Below are 16578 nucleotides of genomic sequence, written 5' to 3'. Positions count from 1 at the left end.
CCTTGGACTTCCTAGCCTCGCCGCCACTCACCCCGAAGACGTGGGAGGCAGCAGATGGCGACCTACGCCGCTCCAGGCTCCGAAGGCAGCATCGTGTCCTACCGCTCGCGGTACGACCACTTCATCGGCGGCGAGTACGTGCCGCCCGCCAAGGGCCAGTACTTCGAGAACCCCACCCCGGTCACCGGCGAGGTCTTCACCGAGGTCGCCAGGGGCACCTCGGAGGACGTCGAGCGCGCGCTGGACGCCGCGCACGGGGCGGCCGCGGCCTGGGGCCGGGCGTCGCTGGCCGAGCGCTCCGGGGTGCTGCTGAAGATCGCCGACCGGATCGAGCAGAACCTCGAACAGCTGGCCGTCGCGGAGAGCTGGGAGAACGGCAAGCCGGTCCGCGAGACCCTGGCCGCCGACCTGCCGCTCGCGGTGGACCACTGGCGCTACTTCGCCGGGGTGCTGCGCGCGCAGGAGGGCGGGATCTCCCAGATCGACGCCGACACCGTGGCCTACCACTTCCAGGAGCCGCTCGGCGTGGTCGGCCAGATCATCCCGTGGAACTTCCCGCTGCTGATGGCCACCTGGAAGCTCGCGCCCGCGCTGGCGGCGGGCAACGCCGTCGTGCTCAAGCCCGCCGAGCAGACCCCGGCCTCGATCCACGTGCTGCTGGAGCTGATCGCGGACCTGCTGCCGGCGGGCGTGCTCAACGTGGTCAACGGCTTCGGCGTGGAGGCGGGCAAACCGCTGGCCTCCAGCAGCCGCATCGCCAAGATCGCCTTCACCGGCGAGACCACCACCGGGCGACTGATCATGCAGTACGCCAGCGAGAACATCATCCCGGTGACCCTGGAGCTCGGCGGCAAGAGCCCGAACCTGTTCTTCGCCGACGTCGCATCGGCCAAGGACGCCTTCTACGACAAGGCGCTCGAAGGCTTCGCGATGTTCGCGCTGAACCAGGGCGAGGTCTGCACCTGCCCGTCCCGCGCGCTGATCCAGAGCTCGATCTACGAGGAGTTCCTCGGCGACGCCGTCGAGCGGACGAAGAAGATCAAGCAGGGCAACCCGCTGGACACCGACACGATGGTGGGCGCGCAGGCCAGCAACGACCAGCTGGAGAAGATCCTGTCCTACGTCGACATCGGCAGGCAGGAGGGCGCGAAGGTCGCCACCGGCGGTGAGCGGGCCGACCTCGGCGGAGCGCTCTCCGGCGGCTACTACGTGCAGCCCACGATCTTCGAGGGCGACAACAAGATGCGGATCTTCCAGGAGGAGATCTTCGGCCCGGTGGTCTCGGTGACCCGCTTCGACGACTTCGACGACGCGATCAAGACCGCCAACGACACGCTGTACGGACTCGGCGCCGGTGTCTGGTCCCGGGACACCACCACCGCGTACAAGGCCGGTCGCGCCATCCAGGCGGGGCGGGTGTGGACCAACTGCTACCACGCCTACCCGGCGCACGCGGCCTTCGGCGGTTACAAGCAGTCCGGGATCGGCAGGGAGAACCACCGCGCGATGCTCGACCACTACCAGCAGACGAAGAATCTGCTGGTGAGCTACTCCGAGAACGCGCAGGGCTTCTTCTGATGACCGTCGCACGAGTCGAGGTGACCCCGGAGGCGGCTGCCCTGCTCCGCCGCCTCCGGGCCGCCTACGGGGCGCTGATGTTCCACCAGTCCGGCGGGTGCTGCGACGGCAGCGCGCCCATGTGCTACCTCGCGGGGGAGTTCCGCACCGGCGGCTCCGACGTGCACCTGGCCGACCTCGACATCAGGGGAGTGCCAGAACCGGTGCCGTTCTGGATGTCGGCCGCGCAGTTCGAGTACTGGCGGCACACCCACCTCACCGTGGACGTGGTCCCGGGCCGGGGCAGCGGGTTCTCCCTGGAAGCGCCGGAGGGCGTGCGCTTCCTGATCCGCTCGCGGCTGCTGACCGACGCCGAGCTCGCCGAGCTCGACGGCGGGTGAACCCTTCCCCAGGGCGTTACGGTCGGAGATCCACATGCATCCAGCCGAACAGGAGGCCCGCGTGGCACAGGAGGTCAAAGGCGTCGTCGCCAGGGGACGCGGGGAACCGGTCGCCGTCGAGACGATCATCGTGCCCGACCCGGGGCCCGGCGAGGCCGTGGTGCGGGTCCAGGCGTGCGGGGTCTGCCACACCGACCTGCACTACCGGGAGGGCGGGATCAACGACGAGTTCCCGTTCCTGCTGGGGCACGAGGCCGCGGGCGTCGTCGAAGAGGTCGGCGAGGGCGTCACCGACCTCGCGCCGGGCGACTTCGTCGTGCTCAACTGGCGCGCGGTGTGCGGCGACTGCCGCGCCTGCCGCCGCGGACGGCCGTGGTACTGCTTCAACACGCACAACGCCGCGCAGCCGATGACGCTGTCCGACGGCACCGAGCTCAGCCCCGCGCTGGGCATCGGCGCGTTCGCCGAGAAGACACTGGTCCACAGTGGACAGTGCACGAAGGTCGCTCCCGATGCGCGGGCGGCGGCGGTCGGCCTGCTGGGCTGCGGGGTGATGGCGGGCATCGGCGCGGCGATCAACACCGGCGGCGTCGGCAGGGGCGACTCGGTCGCGGTGATCGGCTGCGGCGGCGTCGGCGACGGCGCGGTGGCGGGCGCCCGGCTCGCGGGCGCCGCGAAGATCATCGCGGTGGACACCGACCCCAGGAAGCTGGAGTGGGCGCGCGGCTTCGGCGCGACGCACACGGTCGACGCCAGCGAGGTCGAGGACGTGGTCACCGCGATCCAGGCGCTCACCGACGGCAACGGCGCGGACGTGGTGATCGACGCGGTCGGCCGCCCGGAGACCTGGAAGCAGGCGTTCTACGCCCGCGACCTCGCCGGGACGGTGGTGCTGGTCGGGGTGCCGACGCCGGACATGCGGATCGAGATGCCGCTGGTCGACTTCTTCAGCCGGGGCGGCGCGCTGAAGTCCAGCTGGTACGGCGACTGCCTGCCCAGCAGGGACTTCCCACTGCTGGTGGACCTCTACCAGCAGGGCAGGCTCGACCTGGACGCCTTCGTCACCGAGGAGATCCCCCTGGACGGCGTCGAGGCGGCGTTCGCCAGGATGCACCACGGCGATGTGCTGCGCTCGGTGGTGGTCTTCTGATGGCCGACGTACGTTTCTCAGCGGAGGGCGCGTTCTGATGGCGGCGCGGATCGACCACGCCGTCACCTCCGGCACGTTCTCGCTGGACGGTCAGACCTTCGACGTGGACAACAACGTGTGGGTGCTGGGCGACGACTCGGAGTGCGTGGTCTTCGACGCCCCGCACGACGTGGCGGCGATCCTGGCGGTGGTCGGCGGCCGGAAGGTCAAGGCGATCATCGCGACGCACGCGCACGACGACCACGTGCGGTACGCCCCCGAGCTGGCCGAGGCGACCGGGGCGCCGATCCTGCTGCACCCGGAGGACCTGGTGCTGTGGGACCTGACGCACCCGGACGTCCGGCCCTCGGGTGAGCTCGCCGACGGCCAGGTGATCGAGGTCGCCGGGACGCGGGTGCACGTGCTGCACACCCCTGGCCACGCGCCGGGGGCCTGCTGCTTCCACGTGCCGGAGCTGGGCGTGGTCTTCACCGGCGACACCCTGTTCCAGGGCGGTCCCGGTGCGACGGGGCGCTCGTACTCCGACCACGACACCATCGTGGAGTCGATCACCAAGCGGTTGCTGGAGCTGCCGCCGGAGACGGTCGTGCACACCGGCCACGGTGCCAGCACGACGATCGCCGCGGAGGCCCCAGGCATCCGCGGCTAGGTCGCGGGGCGGGCGAGGGTTCCCCCGATACCCTCGCCCGCCCCGTAAGTCCACAGAGGCTCCGCCAACGACCGGGTGGGTGACAAGCACTCTGCCGTCGCCCACAACCGGCCCTGTGCTGCCGAGGTCTTCACGATGACGTCGCGACCGGCGGAGCAGCGGCCGCCATGTCGTCGAGTCCTAGGCCAGCTCGTAGTCGAACCAGATCCGGTGCGTGCCGTCGGCGTCGACCGCGATGCCGCCGGTGCCGGAGATCCCGGCCAGCCCCGCCGTTCCGCTGGTCGGCACGATGACGAAGTACTCGCCCTCACGGCCTTCACCCAGTGTCGTCGCCGAATGGGCGAAGTTGAAGGTGCCGGACCGGTCGTGCAGCGAGCCCTCGAAGGACTCCATCGCGACGTACGTGCCCGCGCCGGTGGTGTGGTCGAACGCGGCGGTGAACAGCGTCGTCGACCGGCCGGTCACCTCACCGTCGTAGTGCTTGTCCATAGTGGACACGCCAACGGGAAGTGCCGTGGTCACCGGCGGGGCGTCGACCTGCGTCGGGGCGAAGGTGGAGACCTTGAACGTTGAGGATGCTCTCATGGCCGGAGCGTAGTTCGGCGCACCGACAACGACGGCCGCTCACCGTCCGGGAACGTGGTCGGTGGTGCTGGTCGTCGGCACGTGCACCACCGCGTCGAAGCCGCTGAGCACGTCCGTCTCCGGCTGCATCGTGGCCCACCGGATGCTCGTCGGGCCCTCGACCTTCCCCCGCGCGGGACGCAGGTCCAGCAGCTCCAGACCGCTCATCGCGGCCTCGACGCCTCCGGGCTCCGGCGGGGCGAGGGGAGCGGCGTAGGTCCGGTAGCCGGTGGGCTGCTCGGGGTCCAGCGCCAGCGCGACCGTGTGCCCCTCGCCGCCGGTGACCGCGATCGCCACGTAGTCATCGCCGTAGGTGTGCGCGAGCTGGCACCCCGCCGGCAGCAGCGCGACGTGCGGCCCGCCGAAGGACACCGGCGTGCGCTGAAGGTGTCCATTGTGGACGGCCATGACCACGCGGCGGCCCTCGTCGACGAGGCGCTTCGCGCTCGCCGCCATGTAGCTGTCCCGTGAGGAGTTCAGCCCGAACAACGCGGGAGAGTCGCCCATCGCGCTGAGCTCCTGCAGGTACTGGTCGAGCCGCCACGCGCCCAGCACGTGGTGCGCGGCGACGGCGAAGTCCGAAGTGGACGATCGATCGACGTAGGCTGGGCGCAGCGACTCCATGTGCGCGAGCAGGCGGCTCAGCGCGGCCGTCGCGGCGTGCCGCAGCGCGGGGTCGAGCTCCTTGTGCAGCTTGGACGACACCGCGCTGTTCGGGCCGCTGTACAGCTCCGTCGCGGTGATCGCCGCGGTCACCAGCGTCACCGCGTCCGGGTCGACCGTGCCGAGGTAGCCGGCGACCGCGTCCAGCGCGGGCCTCGGCGACCCGGCCGAGGCGGGAACGTCCAGGCCGGAGAAGCCGACCTCGTGCTCCGTCTCGCGCATCCAGGTCAGCAGCGCCCGCATCTCCTCGGCCTCGCCGAGGGTGAAGGTGATGTTGCGCTTGGCCAGCCGGGTGAGCTCGCCCTCGCCGCCGCGCACCCAGTCGTCGATCGCCGAGCCCTCGGCGAAGCCGGACTCGAACCCGAGGGTGTCGAATCCGCAGCGCTCGACCAAGAACCGCAGAATCCGGTGCCTGACCAAGTAGAACTCGCGCACGTGGTGGTTGTTCTCGCCGATCGCGACGATCTTGGCGTCACCGACGAGCGCGCGCAGCGGTTCGAGGTCCTCCAACGGCGCGGCCGGGTCGATGGTGTCCAGGCGGATGGCGTTGGCTCGCGCGTACTCGGTGAAACCGTCCGAAGGCATGATGTGCAGCCTAGCCAGGCGTTTCGCGGGCGCTCAACGGGGAAAGCGAGTCCCATGCGAATCCGGCGGATCGCTGTGACGGGCGCGAGCGGAAACCTGGGCACCGCGCTGCTGCGAGAAGTGACGCCGCGCTGGGACGTCGTCGGCGTGACCCGAAGGCCGCCCGAGCGGGTCGCGCCCTACACGAACGCCGACTGGCTGGCGTGCGACATCGGCGCGCCGGAAGCGCCTTCGCTGCTGCACGAGGCGTTCACCGGAGTGGACGCGGTCGTGCACCTGGCTTGGGCGATCCACCCCCGCACCGAGGACCCGGACATGTACCGCACCAACTTCGTGGGGGTGCGGAACGTTCTCGCCGCCGCGCGGCTGGCCCAGGTCCCGCATGTGGTGTTCGGTTCCTCGGTCGCCGCGTACCGGCAGGCGCGGCGGTGGGAGCTGGTCGACGAGGACTGGCCGCTCGGCGGTGTCAGCGGTAGCGCGTACAGCTGCCACAAAGCCCAGGCCGAGGCGCTGGTCGACCGGTTCGCCGCCACCAACCCGGACGTCAGGGTGACGCGGGTCCGCCCGGCAGCGGTGGTGCAGAGCGGATCGGGCGCGGAGATGCGGCGCTGGCTGTTCAGCCCGCTGATGCCGACGTCGCTGCTGACCACCCGGAGGCCGCCGCTGCCGTTGTGGCCGGGACTGCGGCTCCAGCTCGTGCACGCGCGGGACGTGGCGTCGGCGTTGCGGCTGGTCCTGGAGCGCGGGGCGACCGGAGCGTTCAACCTCGCGGCCGACCCGGTGCTCACCGCGAGCGACATCAGCCGCGTGCTCGGCGGGATCCGGGTTCCCGTGCCGTTCCTGCCGCTGGCGGGACTCGCGTGGTCCGCGTGGCGCCTCGGGCTGCACCCGCTGCACCCCGGCTGGCTCGTGCTCGCCGACAAGGCGCCCCTGGTCTTCTCGGCCCGCGCGCGCGTGGAGCTCGGCTGGACCCCGGAGCACGACAGCGCCTCCGCGCTTGCCGAGGTGGTCGCCGCGATGGCCAGCGGCACGGGGGAGGGCAGTCCGCCACTCGAACCGATCGCCGATCACGGACTCCTGCGGCGGCTGCGCGATCTACCGTGGGGGAGGCCGACGCACCAGTCCCAGGGTTGGCCGGCCCGGACGTAGTGAGGACGTGACGTGACACAACCAGGGGACACCGCCGACGCGGTGGTGATCGGCTCCGGTCCCAACGGTCTGGTCGCGGCGAACCTGCTCGCGGACGCGGGGTGGAGCGTCGTGGTGCTCGAAGCCGCCGACGAGCCGGGCGGTTCGGTGCGCAGCGGCGAGGTCACCGCCCCGGGCTTCCGCACCGACTTCTGCAGCGCGTTCTACCCGCTCAGCGCGGTGTCGCCGTTCATGACCGGGCTGGGGCTGGAACAGAACGGCCTGTCCTGGCGGCACGCGCCGGACGTCCTCGCGCACGTCCTGCCCGACGACCGGACCGCCGTGCTCTCGCGGGACGTCGACCGCACCGCGGAGTCCGTCGCCCGGTTCGCGCCTGAGGACGGCGACGCGTGGCGCTCGGAGTTCCGGATGTGGCGGCACATCCGTGACGACCTGGTGGAGGCGCTGTTCCAACCCTTTCCGCCGATCCGCGCGGCCGGGCGGCTGTTCCGCCGGATGGGCACGCCCGACGCGCTCCGCCTCGCCCGGCGGCTGGTGATGCCGGTTCGCGCGCTCGGCGGCGAGCTCTTCGCGGGGGAGGGAGCGCGGTTGCTCTACGCGGGTAACGCGCTGCACTCCGACCTCGGCCCGGACACGGCGGGCAGCGCGATCTTCGGGTGGCTGCTGGCGATGCTCGGCCAGGACGTGGGGTTCCCCGCCCCGGTCGGCGGGGCCGGTGAGATCACCGCGGCCCTGGTGCGCAGGCTCCGGGAGCGCGGCGGGCGGATCGACTGCGGTCGCCGCGTTGACCGGGTCCTCATCGCCAGGGGCACGGCGGTCGGCGTGCGCGACACGACCGGCGAGCACGTCCGCGCCCGCAAGGCGGTGCTGGCCGACGTGCCCGCGCCGAGCCTGTACCTGGAGCTGGTCGGCGCGCAGCACCTGCCGTCCCGGATGGTCGACGACCTCACCCGGTTCCACTGGGACGACTCCACGGTCAAGGTGGACTGGGCGCTGTCCGGCCCGGTGCCGTGGACGGCCGCGGACGTGGCCGGCGCGGGCACCGTGCATCTGGGCGGCGACCTCAACGGACTGGCCCGGTTCAGCTCACAGCTCAGCTGCGGGCAGACCCCGGAAGACCCGTTCCTGCTGCTGGGCCAGATGACCACGACCGACCCGAGCCGGTCTCCGCGCGGAACCGAGTCGGTCTGGGCCTACACCCACGTGCCCCGCGGCCGGAAGTGGGACGCGAGCCGGGTGCAGCGAGCCGCCGACCGCATCGAGCAGACGATCGAGAAGCACGCGCCCGGCTTCGCCTCGAAGGTGATCGCCCGCCACGTCGCGGGCCCGGAGGAGTTGCAGCGCCACAACATCAGCCTCGTCGAGGGCGCGATCAACGGTGGCACCGCGGCCATCCACCAGCAGCTGGTCTTCCGTCCCACGCCGGGCCTGTCCCGCCCGGACACCCCCGTCGACCGGCTCTACCTCGCCAGCGCCTCGGCCCACCCCGGCGGGGCGGTGCACGGCGGCCCCGGCGGCACGGCCGCCCACGTCGCCCTGCTGCGCAACGGCGTCGCGGGCGGCACCTACGCCACCCTGATCAGGTCGGTGCTCAACGCGATCAACCACGACTAGACGCCGTCCTACAACCAGCATCACCACCCCACCACCCCCTGGCGCCCTCACCCCTTTCGCGCCCCCACCTCCTTCGCGCCCTCACCTCCTTCGCGCCCCCACCCCTTGGCGTCTCACCCCCCCTAGCGCCTCGCCCCTTGGCGCCCTCACCCGCACACCCCCCGTGCCCTCATTTCGCGTTTTGTCACCTTGATGCGAAATGAGAGCGCTCTTTTGCGCATCAAGGTGACAAAACGCGAATCCTCGACCACGCCAGCCAGCCCATGCGCGCACGCGGGCGGTGCCACCTCAGGAGATCGACCACGCCAGCCAGGACGGGCGCTGGGCGCCAGCCCCCACCGACCGCCCACCCCTCGCGAGAGGCCCAGACCAGCCCAGCTCACGTGGTCGGGGCTAACGCCGACCGCGCGCGATGTCGGCGAGGCGCTTCAGGGCCTCGACGTTGCGTGGCCGCAACAGGGCTCCCTGCACGACGGTGGGGATCAGCCGCCCTGGGCCCGCGGTGATCTCCTCCTCCATGAGCACGTCGGTCTCGGCCGGTCCGGCGGGCGTGAGGCTGATCCGCACCCGCGCGGTCCCGACCGGCCACGCACGGGCCTCAAGGTCGAGCAGTCGTCCGTGCACCACGTCCAGCACCCGCGTGACGTCCTGGACCTGCAACGGCCACGGCCCGATGCTGTGGTGGACCCTGGCCCCCTCAGCGGGCCAGCCGCTGTCCACCTGGCGAATGTGCGCCGCCCCCACCACCCAGCTCGCATAGGACCATCCGTCGGCGAGGACGTCGAAGACGTCCTCCGCGCTCGCCCCGATCCGCATCTCGGTCCTGATCATCCCTCCGGAATACCCCGCGCCGTCCGGGTTACCCGCCGATGCGCTCCACCAGGCGCAGCACGGCGGCCGCCCCGTCCTCGTCACGCACCTTCGCGGCGAGCGACTGCGCGCGTTCCCGGTAGGCGGGGTCGGACACCGCCTTGGTGACCAGCTCCGCCAGCGGTTCGGCCGCCAGCTCGGCGAACGGCACCGAACCCGGGCTCACCCCGATCTTCGCCAGCCGGTTCGCCCAGAACGGCTGGTCCGCCAGCACCGGCGTCGGCACGACCGGGACCCCGGCCCGCACACCCGCGCCCGTCGTTCCGGCGCCGCAGTGGTGCACCACCGCGGCCATCCTCGGGAACAGCCAGTCGTGCGGGACGCTCTCCACGCACATCACGTCGTCCCCGGTCGCGGTCAGCCCGGACCAGCCCGCCTGGACGACCGCCCGCACCCCGGTCCTGCGCACGGTCTCCGTCACCACCTCGGACAGCCGCTCGCCCTCACCGGGCGCCATGCTGCCGAAGCCGAGGAACACCGGCGGCGGTCCGGCCTGGATGAAGTCGACGAGCTCGGCGGGCGCGGTCCAGCCGGGCGGGCGCTCCGGCCACCAGTAGCCGACGACGTCGGTGCCGCGCGGCCAGTCCGCCGGGCGCGGCACCACGTGCCTGCTGAAGCCGTGCAGGACCGGGTAGTCCTGGTCGGCGAACATCATCCGGCGAGTCCGGCCGATGCCCATCGGCGGCAAGCCGATCCGCGCGCAGAACGCCTTGAGCGCGCCGTCGATCGGCGTCGGCACGCGCAGCGCCAGGCGCGGCAGCAACCAGTTCCCCCACCGGCCCAGGTCCTTGCCGCCCAGCCCGGTGAGGCCGAACTCGGCGGTGGGCACGCCGGGGAACAGTTCGAGCGCGGCGGTGGGAATGCCCAGTGCCTTGCCGGCCAGGTAGCCGTTGATCAGCGCGCCGCGTTGCAGCAGCAGCACGTCGGCCCCCTCGGCGGCGGCGAGCACGCCGTCGGCGACCGAGTCCATCAGCTTCTTGCTGATGTCCAGCTGCGCCTTCAGCGAGCTGAGCTTGGTGCCGTTCCTCGACCACTCGCGTCCCTCCGCGGACTCCAGCAGCGCCCGCGTGTCGCCGGGCATGGTGCGGTAGCCCAGCCCGAGCTCACCGATCATGTCGGCGAAGTCGGCCTGCGCGGAGACGACGACCTCGTGGCCCGCCTCCTTCAGGCGCAGGGCCGGACCGGTGTACGGCGCGACGTCGCCGCGCGAGCCCACGGTCACGATCACGATCCTCATGACACTGCAAGCTACACATGTTTCACAAACTCGTGAAGTTGGTGAAGCGATAAGGATCGCTCCTGGGAGTGTGACGGTCGTCGCGGTCCGTCGGACGCCCGCGCCATGGCCGCGTCGGCTTCTCCTGCACCGGGTGAGAGCCGTGCCCGGAGCGGGCGGTCGCGGGGGTTGTCCCGGGTGGCGACGATTGCGGTGTCGGCAACTCCCGCCAGTCCGCGAAGGCGGTGCGATCTCCTTGCGCCGCACCGAGATCGGCTCGGCCGCCGCGGTGACCTTCGCCCGTCCGGCCGATGGCGCCGGACGCGCGCGCTCGCGTCCGCGCATTCCGGCCCCAACCACGGCTAGCCTGATCACAGTGCCTTCCCGGCGCGACAGTTGGGTACTTGTGCCTTGAGAGGGCATGAGTCGGACGAAGGAGTCTTCCGGTGAACGGAGCGGGTCGGCTTGGCGGTGACGCCACGGCCCTCCGGCGGCTGAACACCGCCAGGGTGCTGCGGGTCCTGCACCGCGCGGAGGCCGTCACCCTGACCGACCTCACCAAGACGGCGCGGCTGTCCCGCTCCGCCGTCGAGGGCGCGGTGGAGGAGCTGATCTCCTCGGGCCTGGTCGGTGAGGTCGAGCCCGTCAGCGGCGACGCCCGTCCCCTCGGCAGACCCGCCCGCCGCTTCCGCTTCCGCACCGACGCCGGTCACGTGCTCGGCGTGCACATCAGTCCGCACAAGGTCTTCGCGACGCTCGGCGACCTGCACGGCGAGATCGTCGCCAGCAAACGCGTGGAGCTCACCCCCGCGCTGCCCGCCAACGAGCGGCTCGTGATGATCCGCAGGGCCACGCAGCAGTGCCTCCAGGCCGCGGGGGTCACCAAGGACGACCTCTGGGCCGTCGCCGTCGGCACCCCCGGCCTCGTCGACCGCACCGGCCGGGTCTCGCTGTGCTCGGTGATCGAGGGCTGGACCGGACTCGACCTCGCCGCCGAGCTCGCGACGCACTTCCCGTGCCCGGTCCGCGTGGAGAACGACGCCAACACGGCCGCGATGGGGGAGCGCTGGCGCGGGGTCGCCAAGGACGTGGACGACGTCGTCTACGTGCTCGCCGACCACAAGCTGGGCGTGGGCGTGGTCGTCGGCGGTCGCGTGCACCGCGGCAGCCACGGCGCCGCCGGCGAGCTCGGCGCGATGCCGCGCTCCCCGTGGGCCGCGGCCAACGACTTCCTGGTCTCCTCCGACCACAGCCCGGAGCGGCTCCTCGCGGACCCGGCCGCCGCCGACACGGTGGCCGAGTTCATCGAGGACCTCGCCACCGGCATCGCCACGATGGCGCTCGCGGTGGACCCGGAACTGGTGGTGCTGGGCGGTTTCCTCGCCAACTGCGGCCAGGCGCTGATCGAGCCGCTGAACCGGCGGCTGCCCGAGCTGTGCCTGCTACCGCCGCGCTTGCTGCTGTCCGAGCTCGCCGACGACGCGGTCGCGCTCGGGGCGCTCCGCGTCGCACTCGACGAGGCCGAGAGCCGCCTGTTCGCGATCTCAGCGGGGTAGCGCGCCCGCGACCTTCTCCGCCAGCTTCGTCACATCACCGCACAGGTCGGCGGTGTCGTCGTTGCGCACTCGCAGCGTCACCACGTCCGACCCGTCCACCATGGCCGCGCGGCACTCGACCGCCCGCCGCTCCTCCGACGACAGGTCGAAGCCCGACTTGTGCACGAACACCTCACGCCCACCGAGGGACTTCGCGGGCTCCTTCAGGTTCCACGACGTGCGCAGCGCCTCCATGGACATGCCGCTCAGCCGCTTGAGGTCGACGCTGTACCCCTTCGCGGACCAAGCGCAGGACAACCCCAGCGAGTCCTCCTCCCGCGTGGCCTTCGGCTCTCCGGGCCACGGGAAGTCCGCCTTCCCCACGAGCTCGCACAGGTCCTTCGCCGCGGGGGCGGGCTGACCGCCGCACGCCGTTCCCGCGAGCACGACGAACACGGTGATCCACACGAGGCGCCTCATCACCGCACCCTCTCAAACGAGGAACCGGACCACCGCTCGATGGTCCGGTTCCCGTTGCCTTTCGGATCAGGCCGGATTCTCCTCGCGCTCGCCGGACCAGTCCACGTGGAAGCTGCCCTCGCGGTCCACGCGCCGGTAGGTGTGCGCGCCGAAGAAGTCCCGCTGCCCCTGGATCAGCGCCGCGGGCAGCCGCTCCCGCCGCAACCCGTCGTAGTACGCCAGCGCCGACGCGAAACCGGGAGTGGGCACACCCAGCTCCACCGCCGTGGTCACCACGCGACGCCAGGACTCCTGCGCCTGCTCCAGCGCCTTGGCGAAGAACGGCGCGACCAACAGCGATGCCAGGTCGCCCGAGGTCTCGTACGCCTCGCGGATCCGGTCGAGGAAGCGCGCCCGGATGATGCAGCCGCCTCGCCAGATCGTCGCGGTCGCGCCCAGGTCCACGTTCCAGCCGAACTCCTTGCTGGCCGCGATGATCTGGTCGAAGCCCTGGGCGTAGGCGACCATCTTCGAGGCGTACAGCGCCAGCCGCACGTCCTCGACCAGCGTCTCCGCGACGGCTCCGGACACCCGGCCGCCCCTCGGGCCCGGCAGGTCCGCCGCGGCCGCGCGCTGCTCGGCGTGCCCGGACAGCGACCGCGCGAACACCGCCTCGGCGATGCCGCTGATCGGCACGCCGAGCTCCAGCGCGGTCTGCACCGTCCAGCGGCCGGTGCCCTTCTGCTCCGCCTGGTCCAGCACGATGTCCACGAACGCCTTGCCGGTGGCCGCGTCGACCTGGTCCAGCACCTCGGCGGTGATCTCGATCAGGTACGAGTCCAGCTCACCGCTGTTCCAGCCGCGGAAGATCCCGGCCAGCTCCTTCGGACTGATGTCCAGGCCCTGCCGCAACAGGTCGTAGGACTCCGCGATCAGCTGCATGTCGGCGTACTCGATGCCGTTGTGCACCATCTTCACGAAGTGCCCCGCGCCGTCCGGCCCCACGTGCACGCAGCACGGCGTGCCGTCGACCTTCGCGGAGATCTTCTCCAGCAGCGGCCCGAGCGCGGCGTAGGACTCCTCGGAGCCACCGGGCATGATGCTCGGCCCGAGCAGCGCGCCCTCCTCGCCACCGGAGATGCCGACCCCGGCGAAGTGGATTCCCTTCTCCTTCAACGCGGCCTCGCGGCGCCGGGTGTCGGCGAAGTGCGCGTTGCCACCGTCGACCAGGATGTCGCCCGGCTCCAGCAGCGGGGTCAGCTCGTCGATCACCGCGTCGGTCGGGGCACCGGCCTTCACCATGATCACGATCTTGCGTGGGGTGGACAGCGACGCCACGAACTCCTCGGCCGTCACGCTGCCCACGAAGGTGCCCTCATGAGCGAACTCGGACACCAGCGCGTCGGTCTTCGCCCGCGAGCGGTTGTGCACCGCCACCGAGAAACCGTTGCGGGCGAAGTTGCGCGCCAGGTTGCGGCCCATCACCGCGAGCCCGGTCACGCCGATATCGGCAGCCATGCACTCTCCCCATCGTCAGGTGTTGCTCCTGGTGCACCTGCAACGCACGGGCCGGGCGATCCATTTCTCAGGACCGCGCGGCCGCGGTGGTCACCAGCACTGGGGTAATGCGTCGGCCACCGCGCCGCAAGTCGGCCGATCAGCCGGACTCGGCCAACCGGGTGCACCTCGCCATGGCCTCCACCGCCTGAGCTGGGCTTCGCCTGCCGAGACCGCACGCGCACGCCACGTCCACCGAGCCGCCAACGAGTCGTTCGACCAGTGCGAGCAGCCGCCGCTGCACGTCGAGGTCCTGGCTCTCGTGGGCGAGCCCGGCGACGAACCGCGTCCCCTGGGGCAGCGCGATCCGGTTCAACGGCCGGTAGAACGCCTCGTCCACCACTGGTGGGAGGTCGCCCGCGGCCAACGGCGCGTGCACGTACTCCAGCGTCCGCCCGGCAGGCCAGGCCGCCGCGATCGCGTTCGACAACGTGACCAGCGCCCCGGCGTCCTTCAGCCGGCCGAGCGCCTTGTTGTTCAGGTCACCGACGCACAGGTGCACCCCGAACCGCGTCCCCTCGGGCGCGGCGGCCACCAGCCCGACGGTCTTCTTCGCCAGCCAGCGCGCCAGCACCGCGTGCAGCGGCTTCGGCGCCTTGGTCATGAACACCAGCTCGACCGGGACCTCGATCTGGAACAGCACGTCCTCGCCCGCCTCGGCGTGGATCTCCCGGATCTCCCGCACCGTCGCCTCCTCGAACGGCGCGGTGTGGCGGAACGGCCCGACCGGCCCGAAGACGAACATCGCCAGGTCCAGAGGTCCGGGAACCCCCACCTGGTAGCGCAGCCCCGTGGCGCCGTGCTCCTCGCGCAGGCGGGTGAAGACCGGGAAGCTGCGCCGGAACTCGTCGAGGTAGCCGAGGTTCAGCGAGGCCCCGGTCAGCCGGTGCCCCTTCCGGACCCGGTACTTCGGCACGTCCTGGTAGCTCGACCAGGAGCCGGTCGCCACGGTCTCCAGGTCCGGGTGCCCGTCCAGCCCGTCGACGAAGTCGACGATCCAGCGGTTGCGCTCGCCGGTCTCGCCGTCGGAGAGGGTTCGCAGCTTGGAGCCGGCGGAGCGCAACGCGCCGGACATCGCCGACTCGGCGTCGGCGCCCGGCAGGCTCCCCACGAAGTGAACACGACGATCAGCCATCACGGCCTCCTAGAGGAAAGAAGTCCGAAGATCCTCGTTGGGCTGAATGGCCGTATCAACAACCACGTCCAGTTCACCCCGATCGGAGCACTCTCCTGTCCCTAGTTCACGTGACGGGCGGCGTTCGCCCGCACCGCGTCCCTGATGAACTCGCCGATGCCGGGGCGCTGCTTGCCCGGCGGCACCACGAAGGCCAGCTGCTCCGCGTCGGTCACGTACAGCTCGGCGATCTGCTGGTGGCGCTCGTAGGAGCAGTCGTAGAGCGCGCCGATCAGCCGCCGGTGCGCCTCGGCGAGGTCCATCGCCCGCTCACTGTCCGCGGCGACCCCCTCGTCCAGCGCGACCAGCAGCCGCTCGACCCACTCCGCCTGTTCGGCCTGCATGCGGACGAAGTCCTCCTTGGAGAACTGGCTCATCGTCTTCTGCGCCTGCTGCCACTCCTCGGTGTGCCCCCACCTCTGCTCCGCCCGCTCGCCGTAGCCGTCGGCGGGCTGCCACTCCCCGAAGATCTCGAAGCGCTCTTCGGGCGTCAGCGGGATTCCCATGCGTTGTGCCTCCATCTCACGGTTGACCGCCGTGACCATGTCCTGGAGCCGGTCGATCCGTGCGAGCAGCAAGGCGCGTTGCCTGCGCAGGTGCCCCATGGTGTCGGTGTCCGGGTCGGTCACGATGGTCGCGATCTCGTCGAGGGGGAACCCGAGCTCGCGGTAGGACAGGATCCGGTGCAGCCGCTCCAGGTCCGCGTCGTCGTACCTGCGGTACCCGGCTGCGGTGCGCCCACCGGGGGAGAGCAGGCCGATCTCGTCGTAGTGGTGCAGCGTGCGCACCGTGACCCTCGCGAAAGCGGCGACCTGCCCGACCGTGTAGCTCATCGTCTCCCTCTCTGCTTCCGCGGCCAACCGTGCGGCCTCACGCGACGTGAGGGTCAAGCCCTGAACCTCGCAACGCACGCCGACATGCCGTTGACCAGCGAGATCACGTTTGGAGGGGGGTGGTGAAAACGGCCCCTGAACACCCTGGTAACTTTCTCTCCACACCGAGCGGGACACCGCGAAGTGGTGCTTCTGGGACGTGGCCAGACAGTGGGACCCCCGCTGACAGAGCCCTCAACGGACCAGGTAGAGTACGAAACACCTGAGAACAACAAACTCCTGGCAAAACCCGACTGGGTGCGGTGCGCCTGTGGAGTTTGCTCTCACCAGATGTGAAGTGAATATGTTCCGATAGGCGTGTGTGTGGAACGGTTTTCTGTGGAAATGGTGGGTTCGGCCCCGATTTGACACTGGAAATGCGGTTCGGATAACGTCTGCGGCGCCGACCTGAAAGGGTCTGTGACCTCGGCGAACTCCAAATCTGCGGTTACCGCGGATTTGACACCGAGAATGCGGACCGGATACGGTTGGCGGGAAGCGAG

The 16578-nt window shown here is 71.1% G+C and carries 15 protein-coding genes; 7 read left to right on the top strand and 8 right to left on the bottom strand.

All coding sequences use genetic code 11. The features are described from left to right. Nucleotides 1-54: 54 nt before the first annotated feature. The 4 genes from adh to ACFFQA_RS06925 all read left to right on the top strand — a co-directional run bounded on the left by adh (nt 55) and on the right by ACFFQA_RS06925 (nt 3757). Nucleotides 55-1578 (top strand): aldehyde dehydrogenase, encoded by a 1524-nt coding sequence (adh, locus tag ACFFQA_RS06940; RefSeq protein WP_377850822.1) that lies wholly within the window; start codon nt 55-57, stop codon nt 1576-1578. Beyond that, entirely contained in the window at nt 1578-1958 is a 381-nt protein-coding gene (locus tag ACFFQA_RS06935) for a DUF779 domain-containing protein (RefSeq protein ID WP_377850821.1), read from the top strand. The genes adh and ACFFQA_RS06935 overlap by 1 nt, the downstream gene beginning before the upstream one ends. Nucleotides 1959-2019: 61 nt before the next feature. Beyond that, nucleotides 2020-3108 carry an S-(hydroxymethyl)mycothiol dehydrogenase gene (locus tag ACFFQA_RS06930; RefSeq protein ID WP_377850820.1) on the top strand — a complete coding sequence of 363 codons (1089 nt, stop codon included), beginning with the start codon at nt 2020-2022 and terminating at the stop codon, nt 3106-3108. A gap of 37 nt (nt 3109-3145) precedes the next feature. Continuing rightward, nucleotides 3146-3757, top strand: coding sequence for an MBL fold metallo-hydrolase (locus ACFFQA_RS06925; RefSeq protein WP_377850819.1), 612 nt, complete (start codon nt 3146-3148; stop codon nt 3755-3757). A gap of 180 nt (nt 3758-3937) precedes the next feature. Here ACFFQA_RS06925 and ACFFQA_RS06920 read toward each other — a convergent pair whose 3' ends face one another. Together ACFFQA_RS06920 and ACFFQA_RS06915 are read right to left on the bottom strand one after the other, a co-directional pair. Next, entirely contained in the window at nt 3938-4342 is a 405-nt protein-coding gene (locus tag ACFFQA_RS06920; RefSeq protein ID WP_377850818.1) for a DUF3224 domain-containing protein, read from the bottom strand. Nucleotides 4343-4381: 39 nt separating this feature from the next. Then, complete coding sequence (locus ACFFQA_RS06915; RefSeq protein ID WP_377850817.1) at nt 4382-5629, bottom strand: erythromycin esterase family protein; 1248 nt, start codon at nt 5627-5629, stop codon at nt 4382-4384. A gap of 54 nt (nt 5630-5683) precedes the next feature. Between ACFFQA_RS06915 and ACFFQA_RS06910 the strand changes: the two genes are divergently transcribed. Continuing rightward, nucleotides 5684-6778 carry an NAD-dependent epimerase/dehydratase family protein gene (locus ACFFQA_RS06910; protein ID WP_377850816.1) on the top strand — a complete coding sequence of 365 codons (1095 nt, stop codon included), beginning with the start codon at nt 5684-5686 and terminating at the stop codon, nt 6776-6778. A gap of 12 nt (nt 6779-6790) precedes the next feature. Continuing rightward, on the top strand, nt 6791-8392 hold the full coding sequence (locus tag ACFFQA_RS06905) for a phytoene desaturase family protein (RefSeq protein ID WP_377850815.1): 1602 nt from the start codon (nt 6791-6793) through the stop codon (nt 8390-8392). A gap of 393 nt (nt 8393-8785) precedes the next feature. On the opposite strand, the gene ACFFQA_RS06900 is transcribed toward ACFFQA_RS06905, so the two are convergent. Continuing rightward, nucleotides 8786-9223: an SRPBCC family protein gene (locus tag ACFFQA_RS06900; RefSeq protein ID WP_377850814.1), complete on the bottom strand. Its 438-nt coding sequence runs from the start codon at nt 9221-9223 to the stop codon at nt 8786-8788. A 28-nt stretch (nt 9224-9251) separates the two neighbouring features. After that, nucleotides 9252-10499, bottom strand: a complete 1248-nt coding sequence (locus ACFFQA_RS06895; RefSeq protein WP_377850813.1) for a glycosyltransferase — start codon at nt 10497-10499, stop codon at nt 9252-9254. 425 nt (nt 10500-10924) lie between these two features. Between ACFFQA_RS06895 and ACFFQA_RS06890 the strand changes: the two genes are divergently transcribed. Then, nucleotides 10925-12034 carry an ROK family transcriptional regulator gene (locus ACFFQA_RS06890; RefSeq protein WP_377850812.1) on the top strand — a complete coding sequence of 370 codons (1110 nt, stop codon included), beginning with the start codon at nt 10925-10927 and terminating at the stop codon, nt 12032-12034. Here the strand turns inward: ACFFQA_RS06890 and ACFFQA_RS06885 are convergent. From ACFFQA_RS06885 to ACFFQA_RS06870, 4 genes are all read right to left on the bottom strand, one after another. After that, nucleotides 12023-12493 (bottom strand): hypothetical protein, encoded by a 471-nt coding sequence (locus ACFFQA_RS06885; RefSeq protein WP_377850811.1) that lies wholly within the window; start codon nt 12491-12493, stop codon nt 12023-12025. The genes ACFFQA_RS06890 and ACFFQA_RS06885 overlap by 12 nt on opposite strands. Nucleotides 12494-12559: 66 nt before the next feature. Beyond that, a complete protein-coding gene (gene gnd, locus ACFFQA_RS06880) occupies nt 12560-13990 on the bottom strand; it encodes an NADP-dependent phosphogluconate dehydrogenase (RefSeq protein WP_377850810.1) in 1431 nt (476 codons plus the stop codon). A 139-nt stretch (nt 13991-14129) separates the two neighbouring features. Continuing rightward, nucleotides 14130-15164: a hypothetical protein gene (locus ACFFQA_RS06875; RefSeq protein ID WP_377850809.1), complete on the bottom strand. Its 1035-nt coding sequence runs from the start codon at nt 15162-15164 to the stop codon at nt 14130-14132. A gap of 101 nt (nt 15165-15265) precedes the next feature. After that, nucleotides 15266-16036 carry a MerR family transcriptional regulator gene (locus ACFFQA_RS06870; RefSeq protein ID WP_377850808.1) on the bottom strand — a complete coding sequence of 257 codons (771 nt, stop codon included), beginning with the start codon at nt 16034-16036 and terminating at the stop codon, nt 15266-15268. Nucleotides 16037-16578: the final 542 nt, after the last annotated feature.

Origin of the sequence: Allokutzneria oryzae (assembly GCF_042429765.1) — a bacterium.
In the GTDB taxonomy this organism is placed as follows: Bacteria; Actinomycetota; Actinomycetes; order Mycobacteriales; family Pseudonocardiaceae; genus Allokutzneria; species Allokutzneria oryzae.
This window is presented reverse-complemented; position numbering and strand designations above follow the sequence as displayed.